This is a genomic window from Microbacterium sp. C23T (assembly GCF_053345975.1).
Genome location: NZ_JBKFBD010000050.1, coordinates 1 through 18950 on the forward strand (window position 1 = coordinate 1; position 18950 = coordinate 18950).

15 protein-coding genes and 2 pseudogenes are annotated in these 18950 nt (G+C 70.4%); 6 read left to right on the top strand and 11 right to left on the bottom strand.

Annotated features, from left to right (window positions below):
- The 3 genes and pseudogenes from ACLBXX_RS19800 to ACLBXX_RS19810 all read right to left on the bottom strand — a co-directional run.
- Window positions 1-262 (bottom strand): annotated as a pseudogene (locus ACLBXX_RS19800) (Bcr/CflA family drug resistance efflux transporter); the annotation flags it as partial.
- A gap of 80 nt (window positions 263-342) precedes the next feature.
- Window positions 343-2250: a copper amine oxidase gene (locus ACLBXX_RS19805; protein ID WP_447659431.1), complete on the bottom strand. Its 1908-nt coding sequence runs from the start codon at window positions 2248-2250 to the stop codon at window positions 343-345.
- A gap of 17 nt (window positions 2251-2267) precedes the next feature.
- Window positions 2268-3110 (bottom strand): hypothetical protein, encoded by an 843-nt coding sequence (locus ACLBXX_RS19810; protein ID WP_447659432.1) that lies wholly within the window; start codon window positions 3108-3110, stop codon window positions 2268-2270.
- A gap of 251 nt (window positions 3111-3361) precedes the next feature.
- Between ACLBXX_RS19810 and ACLBXX_RS19815 the strand changes: the two genes are divergently transcribed.
- Both ACLBXX_RS19815 and ACLBXX_RS19820 read left to right on the top strand, forming a co-directional pair.
- Complete coding sequence (locus ACLBXX_RS19815) at window positions 3362-4801, top strand: APC family permease (RefSeq protein ID WP_447659433.1); 1440 nt, start codon at window positions 3362-3364, stop codon at window positions 4799-4801.
- On the top strand, window positions 4798-5544 hold the full coding sequence (locus tag ACLBXX_RS19820) for an IclR family transcriptional regulator (RefSeq protein ID WP_447659434.1): 747 nt from the start codon (window positions 4798-4800) through the stop codon (window positions 5542-5544). The genes ACLBXX_RS19815 and ACLBXX_RS19820 overlap by 4 nt, the downstream gene beginning before the upstream one ends.
- Before the next feature lie 197 nt (window positions 5545-5741).
- Here the strand turns inward: ACLBXX_RS19820 and ACLBXX_RS19825 are convergent, their stop codons facing one another.
- The 3 genes from ACLBXX_RS19825 to ACLBXX_RS19835 are packed head-to-tail and all read right to left on the bottom strand — an operon-like array spanning window position 5742 to window position 9194.
- Window positions 5742-6440 (bottom strand): DUF305 domain-containing protein, encoded by a 699-nt coding sequence (locus ACLBXX_RS19825; protein WP_447659435.1) that lies wholly within the window; start codon window positions 6438-6440, stop codon window positions 5742-5744.
- A gap of 44 nt (window positions 6441-6484) precedes the next feature.
- Window positions 6485-8524: a helicase HerA-like domain-containing protein gene (locus ACLBXX_RS19830; RefSeq protein WP_447659436.1), complete on the bottom strand. Its 2040-nt coding sequence runs from the start codon at window positions 8522-8524 to the stop codon at window positions 6485-6487.
- A 4-nt stretch (window positions 8525-8528) separates the two neighbouring features.
- A complete protein-coding gene (locus ACLBXX_RS19835) occupies window positions 8529-9194 on the bottom strand; it encodes a phosphatase PAP2 family protein (RefSeq protein ID WP_447659437.1) in 666 nt (221 codons plus the stop codon).
- Window positions 9195-9383: 189 nt separating this feature from the next.
- Here ACLBXX_RS19835 and ACLBXX_RS19840 point away from each other — a divergent pair, with 189 nt between their 5' ends.
- Window positions 9384-9890 (top strand): nitroreductase family deazaflavin-dependent oxidoreductase, encoded by a 507-nt coding sequence (locus ACLBXX_RS19840; RefSeq protein ID WP_447659438.1) that lies wholly within the window; start codon window positions 9384-9386, stop codon window positions 9888-9890.
- A gap of 7 nt (window positions 9891-9897) precedes the next feature.
- Here the strand turns inward: ACLBXX_RS19840 and ACLBXX_RS19845 are convergent, their stop codons facing one another.
- Window positions 9898-11253, bottom strand: coding sequence for a multidrug effflux MFS transporter (locus ACLBXX_RS19845; RefSeq protein WP_387139065.1), 1356 nt, complete (start codon window positions 11251-11253; stop codon window positions 9898-9900).
- A gap of 387 nt (window positions 11254-11640) precedes the next feature.
- Here ACLBXX_RS19845 and ACLBXX_RS19850 point away from each other — a divergent pair, with 387 nt between their 5' ends.
- Together ACLBXX_RS19850 and ACLBXX_RS19855 are read left to right on the top strand one after the other, a co-directional pair.
- Complete coding sequence (locus tag ACLBXX_RS19850; RefSeq protein ID WP_447659439.1) at window positions 11641-12351, top strand: DUF3105 domain-containing protein; 711 nt, start codon at window positions 11641-11643, stop codon at window positions 12349-12351.
- 8 nt (window positions 12352-12359) lie between these two features.
- Window positions 12360-13034, top strand: coding sequence for a DUF305 domain-containing protein (locus ACLBXX_RS19855; RefSeq protein ID WP_447659440.1), 675 nt, complete (start codon window positions 12360-12362; stop codon window positions 13032-13034).
- Window positions 13035-13119: 85 nt separating this feature from the next.
- Here ACLBXX_RS19855 and ACLBXX_RS19860 read toward each other — a convergent pair whose 3' ends face one another.
- The 3 genes from ACLBXX_RS19860 to ACLBXX_RS19870 all read right to left on the bottom strand — a co-directional run bounded on the left by ACLBXX_RS19860 (window position 13120) and on the right by ACLBXX_RS19870 (window position 16874).
- Window positions 13120-14097, bottom strand: a complete 978-nt coding sequence (locus ACLBXX_RS19860; protein ID WP_387139074.1) for a carbohydrate ABC transporter permease — start codon at window positions 14095-14097, stop codon at window positions 13120-13122.
- On the bottom strand, window positions 14097-15440 hold the full coding sequence (locus ACLBXX_RS19865; RefSeq protein WP_387139077.1) for a carbohydrate ABC transporter permease: 1344 nt from the start codon (window positions 15438-15440) through the stop codon (window positions 14097-14099). The genes ACLBXX_RS19860 and ACLBXX_RS19865 overlap by 1 nt, the downstream gene beginning before the upstream one ends.
- 93 nt (window positions 15441-15533) lie before the next feature.
- Window positions 15534-16874: an ABC transporter substrate-binding protein gene (locus ACLBXX_RS19870; RefSeq protein ID WP_447659441.1), complete on the bottom strand. Its 1341-nt coding sequence runs from the start codon at window positions 16872-16874 to the stop codon at window positions 15534-15536.
- A gap of 244 nt (window positions 16875-17118) precedes the next feature.
- On the opposite strand from ACLBXX_RS19870, the gene ACLBXX_RS19875 reads away from it, so the two are divergent.
- A complete protein-coding gene (locus tag ACLBXX_RS19875) occupies window positions 17119-18168 on the top strand; it encodes a LacI family DNA-binding transcriptional regulator (protein ID WP_310285078.1) in 1050 nt (349 codons plus the stop codon).
- A gap of 10 nt (window positions 18169-18178) precedes the next feature.
- On the opposite strand, the pseudogene ACLBXX_RS19880 reads toward ACLBXX_RS19875, so the two are convergent.
- Window positions 18179-18950 (bottom strand): annotated as a pseudogene (locus ACLBXX_RS19880) (Gfo/Idh/MocA family protein); the annotation flags it as partial.

Below are 18950 nucleotides of genomic sequence, written 5' to 3' on the forward strand. Positions count from 1 at the left end.
CGAACATCAGCCCGTACTGCTGCGCGGAGAGGCCGTAGCTCAGCTGGAAGAGGAACGACGAGCTCGACAGGTACGAGAACAGGCCCGAGAAGGTCATGCCGCCGATGATGAGCACGCCCATGAAGACGCGGTCGCTGAAGACGCTCCGATAGCGCTGCCAGACGGTCGTGGCGCCCTTGTCGTGGCGACGCGCGGGCGGCAGCGTCTCGGGAAGCAGGAAGATCGAGGCGGCGAGCATGACCGCGCCGTACACCGCGAGCACGACGAAGGCCCCGCGCCGGGGGAGGGGCGCGGAGGAGGGGCCCCGGGGGACGGCGCCGGGCGCCGCCCCGCGGGAGCGGGTCAGGCGTGAGCCTTCAGGCTCTGCTGACGCCGCAGGTACCACGAGGTGCCGGCGAGGGCCGCGCCGGCGACCAGGAGCACGAGCCCCGAGAGTGCCCAGCGGTTCGCATCGGTGCCCGTGGTGGCGAGGGCGCCGAACACCGCCGCCGGCGACGCGGACGCCACCGTGAACGTGCCCTGCGCCACCGCCGACGAGGACTGCCCGGTCAGCACGAGGGTGTGCTCACCGGCCGGCGTGGCCGACGGAACGACGAACTGCGCGGTCACGACACCCTCGCTGTCGGCGACGAACGTGCCGACGTCGACGGGGTCGGAGTGCAGCACGGCGCTCACCGTCTCGCCGGGGGTGAAGCCGCTCGCCGTGGCCGTCTGCGCGGCCCCCGGAGCGACCTCGCCCGAGCCGAACGTCACGGAGGCGGCGGCCGGCGTGGCCCCGTTCCCGTTCCCGTTCCCGTTGCCGTTTCCGTTGCCGTTGCCGTTGCCGTTGCCATTCCCGTTGCCGTTGCCGTTGCCCGGCGTGGTCGGCGTCGCGGTCGGGGTGGGCTCACCCGTCGGCTCGGTCGTCGGCGTGGGCGTGGGCGACGCCGTCGGCGTCGGCGTGATGTTGGGGTTCGGAACGCCCCGCATGTCGCCGTTGACCCACTTGCGGCCCTCGGGGATGTTGGGGTTCTGCGCGGCGAAGTCACGCGGGTAGAGGGTGAAGCCCTGCCAGTGGATCGGCATGGGGCTCTGGTCCTCGTCGCGGTTGATGTGGTGGAAGCCGACGTTCACCCACGCCACCGGGTCCTCGAGCGACTCGCCGTCGGCGATGTAGTCGGTGACCATCTGGCCCGCCTTCGACGGGATGAGGTTGTGGCTCGCGTGCACCTCGTCCGACTTCGCCGACGTGAACGCGATGTCGAAGTCGGTCTCGGGGTTGAGGTTGTAGGCCTGGTCGCGCGGCACGATGATCTCGTACGAGCGCGCGTGGCCGTCCGCGTTGAGGCTCTCCGGGTTCACGACCCGGTACGCCTCGCGGTTCGCGCCCATCGTCTTTGTCTCGTTCGTGACCTGGGTGAGCTGCGTCTCCAGGATCGCGGTGTGGCCGGTGTCGCCCGTCGTGCCGTACTCGCCCGTGGGGGTGGTGGCGAACTTCTCCACGACCTGGTTCGCGCCCGAGTCGATGCCGAAGTCCACGCGCCAGAAGGCCGAGTGGTAGTGGTTGACGGCGAAGTCCTCCTGGCCCGGCGCGATCGGCCAGCCCTGGTTGACGACGTTCACGTAGTCGTTGGGCGACAGGTCGCCGGTCGCGCCGAGGCGCACCGAGATCTCGCCGTCATCGTGGAACCGGTACTCGGTCTGGTACTCGTACCAGCCGATGCGCGACACCGTGTGCAGCACGAGGTCGGTGCCCTGCGCCGCGTAGAGCGCGTCGCGCGCGATGTTCGAGCGGTACGCGAGGCCCGAGTCCTCCTCGCCGATGCAGAGCGCGGGGATCGCGCCGCGAGCCGCGTCGACCCAGGCGTTGAAGACCTCGCCGACCGGGCAGTCCACCGCCTCGATCGCCTGCAGGCGACGGCCACCCACCTGGTAGGTGGTGACGTCGTTGTACTCGGTGGCTCCGGTGTCATAGGGCACGTTGAGCTGGGCGAGCGCGATCGAGTCGAGCACGAGGATCGGCGCCGCGTCGTCCCGCGGCTGGTACGCGATCTTGTCGAGCACGAGGCCGCGGTAGGTGTCGAGGCGCCAGCACATCTGCCAGCTCGAGCCGGACTCCAGTGTCTCCGAGACGAGGGATTCGCCGGAGCAGGATGCCTCGGTGACGGTCTGCGCGGATGCCGCGGCCGGCGCCGACAGCACGAGGCCGCCCGCGAGGAGGGCCATCGCGGTGCCCGCGCCGAGAAGCCGGCGGAGGGACGTTCGTTTCATCGGGAGTGTCTCCATGGTCATGAGATGGACAGGACGGCGCGCGTCGACAGGTTGACGACGTACGTGCTGGTGGTGAGGAAGGCACCGCCGTCGACCTGGGCGAGCACCTGCACGCACCGGTCGATGCCGCACGATTCGGCGCCGAAGGATCCGGCATCCGTCACGAACGAGTGGGCGGTGAGGAGCACCTCGGCGGATGCCGGGGTGAGGACCGAGCCGCCGGTGAGGGCGGCGAACTCGTCGACCACGGGCTGCGCCGAGTCGTCGTCGAGCAGCAGCTCCCACGCGAACGAGGTCTCGGCGTCGGTCGGCGCGGGCTGGGTGCCCGACGCACGGTCGACCGATTCGATCGCGCCGTTGGTGACGTTGACGATCATGCTGATCAACTCGTTGGTGGCGTAGTCGTAGTACAGCGAGAGCAGCCGGCGGTGCCCGTCCGAGTACGCCTGCGGGTCGGCGACGTCGGTCGAGAGGAACTGCAGGCCGGGCTCGCCGAACAGGTCCTTGCCCGCGGCGAACGCGGCGTCCTGGGCGCCGAGGAAGCGCACGTACTCGACCTCGGCGCCGGTGAGCCCGTCGTACGCGGCGGCGACGGTGGTCGGCTTCGGAACCTCCGTCGCCTTCTCCGGGGCGTCCTCGTCGGTGCTGTCTGCGGCGATGGGGGTGGACGCCGGCGATTCAGGAGACGAGGTCGCCTGCACGGCGGTCTGCGTCGCGAACACCAGCGCGACAGCCGCGGCGGTCGCGGCGAGCGCCGAGCCGATGCCCAGCGTGCGGGGAGTGAGGAAGCGGCCCCGCCTCGAGGGCCGCGGGTCCGAGGGCGGCGAGTCCCCCTCGGTGGAGAGCTGTTGTTCGGTCACAAGAGTCCTTTCGACGGCGATGACGCGGCTCGCACCCGCATCGAGGCCGATTCTTGGACGCCGCCGTTTCCCGATGATTCGCGTCCGCGAACGCGGGGCGAAAACTTCGTGAGACGAGGCCGCGCGATCGACGTCCTTCGTTCCCACGGCTCGTCACGAGGCCGAAACATGCCCCGTCGTTCCCGGCAACGCGCAGCCGGTAGCGTCACGGCCAGCCGCACGGCGGGGAGCGTCGGAAGCGAGGAGGTCGCGTGAGCAGTGCACTCGCGGACGCGATCGAGCGGGCTCGCCCGCGCAACGACCTCGGCGCCCGCTCACCGTTCGCCGGTCTCCGCCGACGCCATGCCCACACGATCGACGTCGTCGCGCAGTCCGTGGCCGCCACCGCTCCCGCAGGCGTGCTCCTGATCCATCCCGCCGCCGCCTTCGCACGCAGCGGCTCCTTCGCCTTCCTCGACATCGCGATCACGATCACCCTCGTGGTGGGCGTGGGACTCGTGATCGGCATGTTCGCCCGACGCATCGCGAGTACGGGGTCCCTCTACACGTTCGCGGTGCGGGGGCTCGGCTCGCACGCCGGTCTCCTCACCGGTGCCGCGCTGGGCATCGGCTACCTCGCCGTGGCGATGAACACGCTGGCCTCCGGGTCGACGCGACTGGCGAACATCGTGAGCGGAGGCGACGCTCCTCCGTGGCTCGTGATCGCCCTCATGGCCGGCTTCGGGGCGGTCATCGCCTTCGTCGTCGCCCGTGGGCTGCGCATGTCGACACGCGTGCTGCTGGTGCTCGAGTCGATCGCGGTCGTGACGGTGCTCGGCCTCTCCATCGCCGCGCTCAGCCTCACCCGCTGGGACCTCGGTCTTCTCATCCCCCGCGCCCCGGACGTGTCGCTCGAGGCGATCATCACCGGCGTCGCCTTCGCCCTCATCGGGTTCGTGGGATTCGAGAGCGGCGCCGCGCTCGGCCCCGAGACGCGTCGCCCGTTCGCCGCCGTCCCCCGCGCGATCATGGTGAGCGTCGGAGCCACGGGGCTCGTGATGCTCGTCGGCACCGCGGCTCAACTGTCGATCGTCGCGGAGCGGCCGGGTGCGGCATCCCTCGCCTCCGTCACGGGACTCGCGACCCTCATCGACGTGATCGTGGCGATCTCGTTCCTCGCGTGCGCGCTCGCGATGACCAACGCCGCGACGCGCTTGGTCTTCGCGATGAGCCGCGAGGGACTGATGCCCGCGGTGTTCGGACGCGTGTCGCGGCGCGGAGTGCCGGCGATCGGCGGTGTGCTGCTCGCCGCCGTGGTCACGCTGGTGCCCGTCGCCGTCCTCGCGGGGGGCGGCAGCCGGCAGGACATGCGCATCGTCACCTCACCGGCGTCGATCCTCGGCTTCGTGCTCGCATACGCGCTCGTGTGCGCGGCGGCTCCGGTGTTCCTCGCGCGGATCGGCGAGCTGACCGTTCGGGCGGTCCTGCTCAGCGTCGTGCCGCTCGCGGGGCTGCTGTGCGTGCTGGGCTTCTACCTCGCCGCGACGCTGCGCGACAATCCGGCGGGCCTGCTGTGGTCCGTGGGCATCCTCGCCGCAGTCGTGGTCGCCGGGTCGGTCCGACTGGCGCGCCATCCGCGTGTGGCCGCCAGAATCGGCGTGCACGACTGGCCGACCGACGCGGACTGCATCGACGGGCCGGCGCGGACGTGAGCGGCGCGGGCCTCGCGGACGACACCCGCCTGCCGGAGAAGGGTCTGGGCCTGGCCCTCGAGATCCTCGAGCAGGTCGCGCGTGACGACCGCGGCGCCTCTGCGGCCGAGATCGCCCGTGCCGTCGGCGCGCCCCGCGCGACGGTCTACCGCGTCGTCAACTCGCTCGTGCGTGACGAGTACCTCGTGCGCCGCGGCGACTTCTCGGGGTTCCTCCTCGGCACGCGCGTGCTGGAGCTCGCCGCGGTCGTGGGCGCGCGCACCCGGCCGGAGCACGCCGCCGTGGTCGCGCGGCTGCGGGAGCACACCGGCGAGGCCGTGCACCTGTTCGCCTTCCACCGCTCGGGCCTCATGGTCCTCGACGAGGACGAGTCCCAGCCGCTGTCGGACCTCGACGCCCTCCTCGCCGACCCCACGCGCTCCGCGATCGGTCATCTCTGGCTCGTCGCGCACCCGGACCGCCGGCTGCCGCAGGCACCAACCTGGCGCGTCGCCCCGCCGGCGGACGAGGTGCGCGCGATCCACGAGGCGTACGCCGTGCGCGGCTACACCGAGCAGGTCGCCCTGCTCACCTCCGATCGCGGCTGCCTCGCGGTGCCGATCCACGACGACGCGGCCCGCCCGGTCGGGGCGGTGACGCTCTCGACCTCGATCTCGCGCCTCTCCGTGGCCGCCCGCCACGTCGGCGCGCTGCGCGACGCCGCGCGTGCACTTGCTCCGCTCGGCTCGCTCAGCGGCTGGTGACGCTCCGCAGGCATCGCACCCCTCGCCGCTCTCAACGCCTGGTGCACACCGTGCCCTCCTCCTCTGCAACAGGTCAACCGGGCTTCCGCCGGACCGGAGCGCGCTTCCCGGTCCGGCCGAAGCCCGGTTGACCTGTGGAAGGAGGGGGATGTGGATGCTGCGACCGCCGCATGAGTCGACGCCGGCGAGGTCGCGGGTCACGGCAGGGCGTCGAGGATCCCCTGCAGCATCGCCTGGTCGGCCTCGGCCTGCTTCAGCACCTCTTCGGCCGATTCCGCCACCGCCGGATTCGGATCGCCCTCGAGGATCAGCGTCACGAGGGCGATCATGCCCGCGTTCTGCGCCTGGAGGATCTCGACGAAACGGCGCTCGGCATCGGGGTGCTGCGCGTCCACGAATCCCTGGAGCGTGCTCCACGACGGCATGCCGGGCATCTGCGCGTGGTCGGCTCCGTGTCCGCCGCAGGGGCCGTCGGTCGGCGGCTCGGCCGGACGCGCGTCGGCCCAGGAGAGGTACCACGCGCGCAGGTCGTCGAGATCGTCCTCGTTCCGGGCGGCGATGCCGGTCGCGAACCCCAGCGCCCCGGCGTCGATGCCCTCCTTGCGCAGCAGCGTCTCCGCGAGTTCCTGCTCCTTGACGCGGTAGTAGATCATCGCCTCGACGTAGCAGTAGTCGTCGGCGGTCACCGGGGCCGCGGCCGACGCCGAGGGTGACGCGGGCGCCGAAGGCGCAGCTGGGCCCACGCGGCCGGAGGCTCCGCCCGACGCGCCAGCGGCGGGTGGAGGGGCCGTGGGGACCGTGTTCCCGGCCGTCGCGGCGATCGCGAGCCACACACCGACCGCCGCCGTCGCCAGGGCGAGCGTCAGCAGGGCGACGAGAACCACTCTGCGGCGCACGCGAGACCTCCGGATCGGGAGCGACCCGCCGGGGTCGGGATGCGTCAGCGCTTACCGGTGCCGAAGATCCCGCGGATCACCCCACCCAGTATCGTCTGGGTCGACTTCGAGTTGAGAATCTGCTCGATCGGCGACTTCTGCGAGGACCGCGACGTGCGCGTCGTGCCGGCGGTCTTCTTGAGCAGGCGCTCGTACTCCTGCTGCGCCTTCTTCTCGGCGGCCGCGCTCGCCTTGTCGGCCGCGGCCTGCTGCTTGTCGATCGCGGCTTTCTGCTTCGCGTACTCGGCATCGGCCTTCGCCTTGGCGACTGCGGCGTCCTCGGCGGCGGCCGCGTCGTCGGCGGCCTGCATCTTCTTCGCGAGGATCTCGCGCGCCGACTCGCGGTCGATCGCCGTGCCGTACTTGGCCAGCAGCGGCGAGGCGTTCACGGCCGCGACGATCGCCGGCTCCGGCGTCGGCGACATGAGGCCCTGCGGCGCGCGCAGCCGTGTCCAGGCCACCGGCGTCGGCGCACCCTTCTCGCTCATCACTGTGACGATCGCCTCACCCGTGCCGAGCTCCTGCAGCACGCGCTCGAGGTCGTAGCCCGACTTCGGGTAGGTGCCGACCGTCGCGCGCAGCGCCTTGGCGTCGTCGGGCGTGAAGGCCCGCAGGGCGTGCTGCACGCGCGAGCCGAGCTGACCGAGCACGTCGGAGGGCACGTCCTTCGGGGTCTGCGTCACGAAGAAGACGCCGACGCCCTTCGACCGGATGAGCCGCACGGTCTGCACGATGGCCGCGAGGAAGTCCTTCGAGGCGTCCTTGAACAGCAGGTGCGCCTCGTCGAAGAAGAAGACGAGCTTCGGCTTGTCGGCATCCCCCACCTCGGGGAGGATCTCGAACAGCTCCGCCAGCAGATACATCAGGAACGTCGAGAACAGCGCCGGCTTGTCGATGACGCCGGGCACCTCGAGCAGGCTGATGACGCCGCGGCCGTCGGGCGCCGTGCGGATGAAATCGGCCACGTCGAACTCGGGCTCGCCGAAGAACACGTCGGCTCCGGCATCCGCGAAGGTGATGAGCTCGCGCAGGATCACGCCGGCGGTCGCCGCCGACAGTCCGCCGAGCTCCTTGAGCTCGGCCTTGCCCTCGTCGCTCGTGAGGTGCGTCAGCACGGCGCGGAGGTCCGACAGGTCGACGAGCGCCAGACCGTTCGCGTCGGCGTAGTGGAACACGAGGCCGAGGCTCGACTCCTGCGTGTCGTTGAGGCCGAGCACCTTGCTGAGCAGCAGCGGGCCGAAGCCCGACACCGTCGCGCGCACCGGCACGCCCTTGCCCACCCCGCCCAGCGCGAAGTACTCGCTGACGGATGCCTCGGGCTTCCAGTCCTGACCGATCGCCCGGGTGCGTGCGAGCAGCTTGTCGCTCGGCTCCCCCGGCGTCGCGACGCCCGACAGGTCGCCCTTGATGTCGGCGGCGAACACGGGCACGCCCTTCGCCGCGAGCTGCTCGGCGAGGCCTTGCAGGGTGCGCGTCTTGCCGGTGCCGGTCGCACCCGCGACGAGCCCGTGGCGGTTCATCATCGGCAGCGGGATGCGGATCTGCGCAGAGGGGACGGGGTCCCCGTTGAGAAGGGCGCCCAGATCGAGCGTCGCGGTGCCGGCGTCGAAGGTGTACCCGGCCGTGACCTTCTCGACCTCCTGTGCGGCGAGAGGGCCGTCTTGCGTCGGTTGCGTGGCTGGTTCGCTCGGATTCTGTTCCCGCGTGGTCGCGTCCGAGGCGGGCGCTCCCGCAGGCCCCTGGGCCTGCGAACCCGCCGCCCCCTGCGTCCTCGATTGAGGATCTGCGCCGAGCTGAGGAGCAGTTCCGCCCGAAGCCTCCGCATTTCGGCTCTCGTCCTCAGATGAGGATGCCGTGGGCGCGGGTGCGGCGGTGGCCTTGGCCTTCGCGGCGGCGGCCTCGGCGGCGGCGAGCGCGGCCTTGGCCTGGGCGGCCTTCAGCTGGGCCTCGGCGGCCTCGGCCTCGGCGCGAAGTCGCGCGAGTTCCGCCTCGGCGGCGGCGACGGCCGGATCGGACGCGGGCGAATCGGGCACGGCGGAGGTCATGCGCTCAGCCTAGCCACGGGCGTTTCGCCGAGGCATCCATCCCCTCCCGCGTCATCGGAACGGCGAACGCCGCCGCCACGAGCAGCGCCGCGCCGGCGCCGAGGAGCGCTCCGCCGACGGTGTCGCTCAGCCAATGCGCATGCAGGTAGGTGCGGCTGAAGGCCATCAGCACGACCCACGCCGCGCCGACGATCCCCACCCAGACGCGCGGGAAGATGATCACCGCAGCGACCGCGATCGTGGCGGCGTTGGCCACATGCCCCGACGGGTATGAACCGTAGTCGGAGATGACGAGGATGTCTTCGGGGCGCACGCGGCCGAAGAGGTGCTTCAGCACCTGCACCCCCGCCGCCGACACCGCTTCGGCGGCGAGGAAGTACGCGGCCGCCCACGGGCGCCGCAGCACGACGAGCGCGATCGCCCCGCCGATCGGGACCGCGAGGACGCCGACCCACCCGCCGCCCAGGAAGTCCATGACGTGTGAGAACCCGGTCAGGGCCGGATGCCACAGCTCGGCAACGAGCAGATTCCACGCCGTGTCGATGGCGAACGGCTCGTCGCCGCGGGCGAAGATCCACCAGCCCAGCAGACACGACAGCACGACCAGGGTCGAACCCACCGCGAGGTAGGCGATGACCGGCGTGGCCACGCGCCGCTGGACTGTCGTCATCGACCCATTCTGCCCGGAGGATTCATCCCCGCCACCCCCTTGCGGACCCGGCGCGCCGCATGGCAGGCCCCCGTGGCCGCGACCGGTCCGGCGAGGCCGCCGATCCGCGCGGGACCGCACGAACGCACCGGGATCGAGCGCAGCCCGGTGCTATCGTGCGGTCTCATCGGCGAGCGCGAGGAGGTCCGGGTGGCATCGGTGGTCGACGTGGTGCGCAGGCTCATCGCGCCGCTCACCCGGACGCGGGTGTTCCGCCGCGTGATCGGGCCGGCGTTCCTGCCGCCGGTCGAGCGCGTCGTCGCCTGGGTGTCGCACGGACGCGTGCAGGTGAGCGCGCTGCTGGTGCCGTCGCTCGTGCTCCACACCGTCGGCGCGAAGTCCGGTGAGCCGCGGGATGTGCCCCTCATGTACACGCCCGACGGGCGCGGCCGCGCGATCGTGGCCGGCACCAACTTCGCCGGTGCCCACCACCCGGCCTGGACCGCGAACCTGCTCGCCCACCCCGACGCCGCGATCACCGTGCGCGGGCGGCGCATGCCCGTCCGCGCCACGCCGGTGCCGGACGCCGAGCGCGACGCGGTGTGGGCGCGTATTGAGGCCCAGTGGCCCGGTTACCGCAACTACGAGCGGGAGTCCGGGCGCACCGTCCGCCTCTTCCGCCTGCAGCCTGTGCGGCCCGTGCGACCTCCGGCCTGACGCCTGCTCAGGGCGCGAGGCGCTCCACGGTGCGGGGGCGCACGATGAACCACAGCGACAGCACGCCGATCACGGCGCACCCGACCATGACCGCGGCCATCGTCGTGGCGGTGATGCCGGCGTCCTTCGCGATCCAGCCCACCAGCGGCGAGATGAGGCCGGCGACGCCGAAGTTCGTCGCGCCGATGATCGACTGCGCGGTGCCCGCGGCCTTGCCGTGGCGGTCGAGCGCGAGCACCTGCACGCAGGGGAACGTGAATCCGCACGCGGTCATGAAGACGAAGAGCGGCACGATCGTGCCCCACAGGCCCAGGCCGAGCTGGTCGGTGACGATGATGGCGGATGCTGCGACCACGAGCACCGCGGTCGACCAGGCCATGACCCACTGCGGGCCGAACCGCGCTGCCAGCCGCGACGCCGTCTGCACACCCACGACGACGCCCAGCGAGTTGACGGCGAACATCAGCCCGTACTGCTGCGCGGAGAGGCCGTAGCTCAGCTGGAAGAGGAACGACGAGCTCGACAGGTACGAGAACAGGCCCGAGAAGGTCATGCCGCCGATGATGAGCACGCCGATGAAGACGCGGTCGCTGAAGACGCTCCGATAGCGCTGCCAGACGGTCGTGGCGCCCTTGTCGTGGCGACGCGCGGGCGGCAGCGTCTCGGGAAGCAGGAAGATCGAGGCGACGAGCATGACCGCGCCGTACACCGCGAGCACGACGAAGACCCCGCGCCACGGCATGACCGCGAGCAGCGCCGAGCCGACGAGCGGCGCGAGCACCGGCGCGACACCCGACACGAGCGCGAGTCGGGAGAGCATGACCACCAGGCGGCGCCCACCGAACAGGTCGCGGACGATCGCGGCGGCGACGACACCACCGGCCGCGGCGCCGGCGCCCTGGAGCACGCGGGCCACGGACAGCAGCTCGAGCGTGGGCGCGAGCGCTGCCCCGACGCTGGCCACGACGTGCAGCGCGGTCACCGACAGCAGCGGGATGCGCCGACCGACCTTGTCGCTCAGCGGACCGACGATGAGCTGTCCCAGGGCGAAGCCGATCATCGTGCCCGTGAGGGTCAGCTGGATCATCGCGGCCGTGGTCTGGAAGTCCGCCTCGAGGACCGGGAACGCCGGCAGGTAAAGGTCGATCGTGAACGGGCCGAGCGCGGTGAGCGCGCCGAGCAGCACGATGTAGAGGACGCGACGGCGGTGCGGGATCGAGTCGCCCGGGTGGAGGACGATCGGCGCGGTGGCCGGGTTGCTGCCGAGCGTGCGGATGGCACCCGTGGACGTCGGCTGGGGCTTCGGCGCGGCGGGGAGGTGGGCTTCGGGCTTCTGCGTGGGGATGGATGCGGTGTCGAGCAACAGTGGACTTCGTTTCGTGGCAAGGGGTTCGACGGGCGGCGGGCGAGGCGGAACGGCGTCGACACCGGCTGAGCCGGTCTGGGCGCGCAGGGAGGAACGGACCGAGATGACGCGGGTCGTCCAGCGCTGCCGATCGGCACCGGGGCCCGCACGATCGACCGTGGAGGTCGAATCGATTCGAGTACCCATGATAACGGATGCCTCCGGCCCGCCCGCAAGCGGTATCCCGCGGCTGTGGCGGCCAGCCATCCGAGGCACCGCTGTCGGCTCCTTCCCAGGGGGCCGACTCATGCACTCGCATAGGATGAGGACAACCCGTCAGCCGCCCCCGAGCGGTGCGCGCCGGGCGCCCAGACCCCTGTTCATCGATTGGCAGAGATCACGAGCATGACCCCGACCCCCGACGACAAGCGCAAGAGCGGCAATCCCGCCACCCAGGCCAAGATCGACCTCACGGTCAAGCAGCAGCGCGAGCAGAAGCGCCAGGACAAGCTCGCCGAGTACCAGAAGCAGCTCGCCAAGCGCAAGCGCGGCAAGCTCGTGTGGTGGATCGTCGGCTCGACCGCCGCCGTCCTGGTCGTGGCGGCGATCGTCGCCTCGATCGTCTTCGCGCCGGCCCCCGCCCCGTCGTACGCCCGCGGCGACAGCGACGGCAGCGGCATCGAGGGCGTCGAGACCTTCACGAACACGGCGAACCACGTCGAGGGCGCGGTCGAGTACCCGCAGACTCCCCCGGCCGGCGGCGACCACAACGCCATGTGGCTCAACTGCGGCGTGTACACGGAGCCCGTCCCGAACGAGAACGCCGTGCACGCGCTCGAGCACGGTGCGGTGTGGGTCACGTACGACCCCGCGCAGGTGTCCGACGACGACATCGCCAAGCTCGAGAGCGAACTGCCCTCGACCTACACGGTGCTCTCGCCCTACGACGACATGGACACCCCGATCGCCCTGAGCGCCTGGAACGCCCAGCTCAAGGTCGACTCGGCGGACGACGAGCGCATCGAGGAGTTCATCAAGGCGTACTGGAAGAGCACCAACGCCCCCGAGCCGAACGCCGCCTGCACCGGCGCGTACGACGCTCCCGGCAAGAAGTAGGTCGCGGCGTGTCGGACGAGCCCTCGGCGGGGAGCTCCCGGCGATGGTTCGTCGTCGCCGTCGCGCTCATCCTCATCGCGGGCCTCGCGTTCGCGGTGGGGCGCTTCTCCACGTTCGGTTCGCAGGCGGCTGTGTCCAGCCCCGGAACCGACTCGCCTGAGGCCGGGTTCTCGCGAGACATGCAGGTGCATCACGCGCAGGCGATCGAGATGGCGATGGAGATCTATCGCAAGACCGACGACGACGAGCTCCGCGTGCTGTCATACGACATCGCCACCGGTCAGGCCGGCCAGCGCGGTGAGATGTTCGACTGGCTCGTGCAGTGGGGGCTCTCCCAGTCCGGCGGCCCGATGATGCAGTGGATGGATGCCTCGGACGCGGGCCACGCGCACGGCGGCTCGTCCGCCGAGCCCATGACCGACGAAGAGGCACACGCGGCGATGGGGATGGCGTCGGCCGACGAGATCGCCGCGCTCCAGGCGGCGACGGGCGTTGCGGCGGACTGCCAGTTCCTCACGCTCATGATCCGCCACCACGAGGGCGCGATCCCGATGGCGGAGGCTCTCCTCGAGCTGGGCACCGACCCGCGCGCCCTCGAGGTCGCCACCGCGATCAAGAACGGCCAGACCGCCGAGATCGACGCGATGGAATCGATCCAGACCCGCCTCGGCTGCACCGGCTGACCGCGGAGAGCGACGACAGCACAAGAAACGGATGCCGCGACCCTGCGTGAGACGCAGGGTCGCGGCATCCGTCATCTGTGGTCGATCAGCCCTTCGTCGCGCCGGCCATGAGTCCGCGCACGAAGAACCGCTGCAGCGCGAGGAACACGATGATCGGGACGAACAGCACGAGGAACGCTCCGGCCGACACGAGGAACCATTGGTTGCCCCACGTGCCCGACAACGAGTTCAGCGTCTGCGTCATCGGCAGGGATGTCGTCGGCGCGAAGATCGTCGCGACGAGCAGGTCGTTCCACACCCAGATGAACTCGAGGATGGCGAACGACGCGAGCGCCGGCGTCGCGAGCGGCAGGATGATCCGGAAGAAGATCTGTCCGTGCCCGGCGCCGTCGACGCGAGCCGCCTCGATCACGTCGGAGGGGATCTCCGAGATGAAGTTGTGCAGGAGGAAGATCGCCAGCGGCATCGCGAAGATGACGTGCGCGATCCACACCGTCGCGAAGCTGTGATCGACGTCGCGCATCTCGAGGCCCGGGAAGATCTGCACGTCGCCGATCTGGAGCCCCCTCGAGAAGAGGCTCAGCAGCGGCACGAGTGCCATCTGGATCGGGACGATCTGCAGGGCGAACACCGCGACGAACAGGAACCCGCGGCCCTTGAAGTCCATCCAGGCGAACGCGTACGCGGCGAGCGACGCGACGGCCAGGGCGAAGATCGTGACCGGGATCGTGATCGCCAGGGAGTTGAGGAAGGACTCGCCGAGCGTCAGCGCCGTGCCACCGGACGTCAGCGCGTCCTGGTAGTTGCCGAGCGTGAAGTCGGGATTGGTGAAGACCGTCCACCAGCCCGTCGTCGCCGAGGCGGCGCCCGGCCGGAACGACGTGATCAAGAGTCCCAGCGTCGGGATCGTCCACAGGAACGCGATCGCGATCGCGATCACGGTGGCGACCGGCGACGTCAGCCGCTTGTGCGCCAGCGCCTCGTTGCGACGCGTCTCGCGCGCCACCTTCCGCGCGTCCGCCTTGCTGAACTGCGGCGTGGTCTTGGAGTCGACGGCGGTCATCATCGCACCTCCCTCTGCTTGCGCAGCTGCATGACGTTGTAGACGATCAGCGGCGTCACGAACACGAAGATCAGCACGGCGAGCGCCGCCGCGTGACCGTAGCTCTGGAACCGCTGCTGCTGGTTCACCATCTCGAAGCCGAGCACGGTCGAGTTCGACCGGCCACCAGTCATCACGGCCACGATGTCGTACAGTTTCAGCGCGGCGATCGTGATGGTCGTCAGAACGACGATGATCGAGGTGCGGATGCCCGGCACCGTCACGTTGATGAACCGCTGCCAGGCCGACGTGCCGTCGAGCTGGGCGGCCTCGAGCTGTTCGACCGGCACCGCCTTCATCGCCGCGGAGAGCACGACCATCGCGAACCCGGTCTGCGCCCACACGAACGCGAAGAGCAGACAGAACGTGTTCACCAGCGGCCATGTGTCGAGCCACCGGACCGGCTCGCCGCCGAAGGCCACGACGACGGCGTTGAGGATGCCGATCTGGTCGCCCTGACGGTAGTCGTAGACGAACTTCCAGATCAGGCTGATGCTCACCGGCGCGATCGCGAACGGCATGAACACCAGCACCTTGAGCAGCCGCTCACCGCGCGCCCGCTCCATGAACGCGGCATAGGCCAGACCCACGATCGTCGCGAAGATCGGGGCGAAGATCGCCCAGATGAGGGTGTTGATGATCGACCAGAACCCCTGCGGGTTGGTGAACGCCCAGACGTAGTTCTCCATGCCGACGAAGTTCTCGCCGGTCTTGTCGTAGAACGACTGGATGATGGTCGCGATGCTCGGATAGACGAGACCGACGAGGATCGCGATCGCCGCCGGGGCCATGAAGAGGGTGAGCTGGTAGAGGTAGCCGGCTCCCTCGCGGGCCCGCAGGTCTGCCCAGAACAGCAGGCCGCCCGCGATCAGGGCGATGGCGATCACGTAGATGACCGCCCCCTGATAGGGACGCAGCAGCATGAAGGCGAGGAACGGGATGGCGAAGCACGAGATGAGCCGCAGCCAGAAGTAGCCCCTGCCTTGGCGGGGCGCGAATTCGATGAGCACGAGCAGGATCGCGACCACGGCGGCGAAGACCAGCAGGATGATCGGGATCTGGACGATCGGCCCCAGGTTGCCGATCCATTGGAAGAAGGAGTTGTACGAGAACCCCAGTGACACCGGCCGGGCGTCGGGGTTGGCGGGGCTGAGCAGGAGGAAGACCACCAGTGCCGCGATCAGGATGAACCCGATCGTGACCACGAGCAGCGTCGTCCTCCGTGACGGAGGCTTCCTTCCTCCGCGTTCCGGCGGCGGCGTCCCCTGCGCCTCATCGGCCGCCGATGTTGTGGTCTGAGACATGTTCTGCCTTCCCCCGTCGACGTCGACGGATGAATCACCCCGGCGCCGGGTCCGCGCGGCGGGCGCGCAAACCCGGCACCAGGATGCGGTGGATCAGTCCTGATACCCCGCCTGGATGTCTTCCAGCACCTGCGGCGTCGGCTTGCCGTCGATCCAGTCGACCATGCCGCGCCAGAACGAGCCTGAACCGACGGTCGCCGGCATCAGGTCGGAGGCGTCGAACCGGAACACGGTGTTCGGGTCCTGCACGATCTTCATCGCTTCGGTGAGGAACTCGCTCGATGCCAGCGTCGGGTCGGCGCCCGTGTTGGCCGAGATCGCACCGCCGAGCTTCACGCGGGCGTCGGCGAACTCCGGGGTCGACATGAACTCGAGCACCGCCTGCGTGGCCGCGTCATCCGAGAACGCCGTCACCAGCTCGCCGCCACCTTCGACCGCGAGCTCGCCCGCCTCCGGGCCAGGAAGGATGAACGCGTAGACGTCGCCGTCAGGCGCGACCGTCGGGGTCTGCCCGTCCGCCGTCTGCGCGGTGAGGAAGTTCGCCGTCAGGAACGACGCCTGGTGGGTCAGCGCACACGTGCCGTTGGCCACAGCCGCGGCGATCGGGTCGCCGAACGCCGTCGAGTTGATGCTCTTGACGTCGCCGAATCCGGCGTTGACGTAGTCGGGGTTGAGCAGGATCTCGCCGACGGAGTCGAACGCCGCCTCGATGTCGGGGTCGGTGAACGGTGTGTCGCCGTCTGCCCAGCTGTCATAGACGTCCGGTCCGGCCTGCCGCAGGACGAGGTCCTCGACCCAGTCCGTGCCCGGCCAGCCCGAGGCAGCCTCCGAAGAGAATCCCGCGCACCACGGCGTGGTGCCCGTCTTCTCGCGGATCGTGTCGGTCAGCGTGATGAGCTCGTCCCACGTGGTCGGGATCTCGACACCCCACTCCGCGAAGCTCTTGGGCGAGTAGTAGACGTAGCCCTTCAGGTTCGCGAGCATGGGCGCCGCGTAGAACGTGTCGTCGACCGTGCCGATCTTCTTCCACGTCTCGGACCAGTACTGGTCGACGTTGGCCTCGACGTCGGCGGGGGCCTTCTTCACCTCGCCGGTGTCGACCAGCGAGCGGAAGAGCCCCGGCTGGGGAACGATGGCGATGTCGGGAGCGGAGCCGCCCGCCACCTTGGTGACGATGTTGCCCTCGAATCCCTTGTCACCGGTGTAGTTGACGGTGATGCCGGTGTCCTTCTCGAACTGCTCGAAGGTCTTCTGGAGGTTCTCCGCCTCCGAGCCGGTGATGCCACCGGCGATCTCGACGGTCTCTCCTTCGACCGAGCCGCTGTCGCCACCGTCGTCGCCGCCCTCGGCGCAGCCGGCGAGTGTGAGTGCCGCGACGGCCGTCAGTCCCAGCGCGATGTAGCCGTGTCGACGACGTGATCGCAGTGCAGTCATGTGTCTGCCTCCTCTTTGAGTTCGCGGAGCCACGCCTCTCGGGCTCCACAGATGTGAGATCGGGAACCGATTCCATGCTCAAACTAGGGGATGCCGCCAGAGCGCACAATGACCCGGGGTCACAACTCGGTAAACACCGCCACCGGGACTGGTGCGGGATGCGCGATCACGGCATGATGACCCCTGGAACCGGTTCCAGAATCTCGGGTGACGGCGGCGTCCCCGGGGGCGCGAGGAGGACCCGATGGCGGGCATCGCCGATGTTGCGCGGGCGGCAGGCGTCTCGAAGTCGACGGCCTCGCGTGCTCTCACCGGCTCGGGGTACGTCTCCGCCGCCACTCGCCAGCGGGTGAGGGATGCTGCGACCGCCCTCGGCTACGTCCCCACGACGAGCGCCGTGAGCCTGGTGACAGGACGCACCCAGACCGTCGGTGTCGTCATGCCGTCGCTGGACCGGTGGTTCTTCGCCCAGGTTCTCGAAGGCATCCAGGACGCGCTGCTCGAACGGCGGTACGACCTCGCCCTCTACGGCGCGCCACCTGAGTCGGCCGCTCGCCGCGAGATGTTCGAGCATTTCCTCGCCCGCAAGAGGTTCGACGGGCTGATCGCGGTCGGCATCGAACCCAGCGCGCGCGAGCTCGAGCGGCTCGTCGCCTTCGGCAAGCCGGTCGTCGCCGTCGGCGGCTACGACGTCGGCACCAATGCCGTCTCGATCGACGACGAGGCGGCCGCCCGGATCGCCACCGACCACCTCATCGGCCTGGGGCACCACGAGATCGTCTTCCTCGGGGGCGACCCCGACGGACGCCGCACCAGCTTCGGCGACGGCCGGCGCCTGGACGGCTATCTCTCGGCGATGCGCGAGGCCGGGTTCGAGGCATCCGCTCGCCACGTCCAGTCCGAGGTGACCATGCCCGGCGGGTACGGGGCGGCCGTCGAACTGCTCGGCGATCGTCGCACCCGGCCGTCCGCCATCGTCGGGGTGTGCGACGAGGTCGCGGTCGGCGCGATCATTGCCGCGCGACGGCTGGGGATCCGGGTTCCGGAGCGGCTCAGCGTGGTCGGCATCGACGACCACGCCTACGCCGACATGTTCTCGCTCACCACGCTGCAGCAGCGGCCGCACCAGCAGGGGCGCGCCGCGGTGCAGCTGCTCATGTGGCAGCTCGACGACCCCGACGCCCCCACCCACCGCATGTACGAGTCGTCACCGCTCGTGGTGCGCAATTCCACCGCCCCGGTCGACGACGACGCCTCCGCGATCATCGGCGTCGGCCCGCTCGGCACCGGCTGACGCCGACGCGTCAGAGCACGTCGAGGTCGCGGAAGGTGCGCGCCTCCCACGCCACGCGCTCGACCGCTTCTTCGACGCCGATCACGGTGCGGAACGTCTCGCCCGCGGATGCCTCGACCCGTACCAGCTGCGGAGAGATCGGGGTTGCCGGCGGGCCGGTGACGATCTCCTCCAGCACGCGGGTGAAAGCACCCGTGCGTCCGAGTGGGGCGAGCAGAGCGTCCCCGTCGCGGACGTGGCGGACCAGGTTGTCGAGCAGGCCGGTGCGCTCGAACGTGTACGTGCGCGGCAGTGCCGCTCCATCACGGTGGACGTGGAGCGAGTCGAGCGTGTAGACGTACACGAGGAATCCGCGCGTACCCCTTACGAGCACGTACGGCTCGTGACGTGTCGCGGCGGTCACCGCGAGACCGGCCGCCACCCGGGCACCCCCGCGCAGTCCGACGACGAGCGAAGACGTGTCGTCGGTAGCGATGTCGTTCGCGCGCCGGAGGTCGGCGTCGATCCCGAGGACGTCCTCGGGGGCCGCGGCGCCGGCGATCGCGAACGCCGTCGCGAGAGCGTGGGCGAGCGGGTTGGTCGCGACGCCGTCGGCGACCGGTCGCCCGTCGATCACGCGGTGCCCCGCCCACGGCGCGCGTCGCCAGTACTCCTCCGACCGCGACCAGAGCCCGACCGCGCCGTAGTGGAGCACCTCGCCGATGACCCCGGACGCCGCGGCGTCCGCCGTCGCCGCCACCCCCGCCCTGCCGGGCGACTGGGAGCCGGCCTGCACGGGGCCG

Excerpts from the sequence above, each read along its gene's own strand:
- ACLBXX_RS19805 (WP_447659431.1), bottom strand. The coding sequence starts at position 2,250 with ATGAAACGAACGTCCCTCCGCCGGCTTCTCGGCGCGGGCACCGCGATG.
- ACLBXX_RS19830 (WP_447659436.1), bottom strand. The coding sequence starts at position 8,524 with ATGACCTCCGCCGTGCCCGATTCGCCCGCGTCCGATCCGGCCGTCGCC.
- ACLBXX_RS19835 (WP_447659437.1), bottom strand. The coding sequence starts at position 9,194 with ATGACGACAGTCCAGCGGCGCGTGGCCACGCCGGTCATCGCCTACCTC.
- ACLBXX_RS19850 (WP_447659439.1), top strand. The coding sequence starts at position 11,641 with ATGACCCCGACCCCCGACGACAAGCGCAAGAGCGGCAATCCCGCCACC.
- ACLBXX_RS19860 (WP_387139074.1), bottom strand. The coding sequence starts at position 14,097 with ATGACCGCCGTCGACTCCAAGACCACGCCGCAGTTCAGCAAGGCGGAC.
- ACLBXX_RS19865 (WP_387139077.1), bottom strand. The coding sequence starts at position 15,440 with ATGTCTCAGACCACAACATCGGCGGCCGATGAGGCGCAGGGGACGCCG.
- ACLBXX_RS19870 (WP_447659441.1), bottom strand. The coding sequence starts at position 16,874 with ATGACTGCACTGCGATCACGTCGTCGACACGGCTACATCGCGCTGGGA.
- ACLBXX_RS19875 (WP_310285078.1), top strand. The coding sequence starts at position 17,119 with ATGGCGGGCATCGCCGATGTTGCGCGGGCGGCAGGCGTCTCGAAGTCG.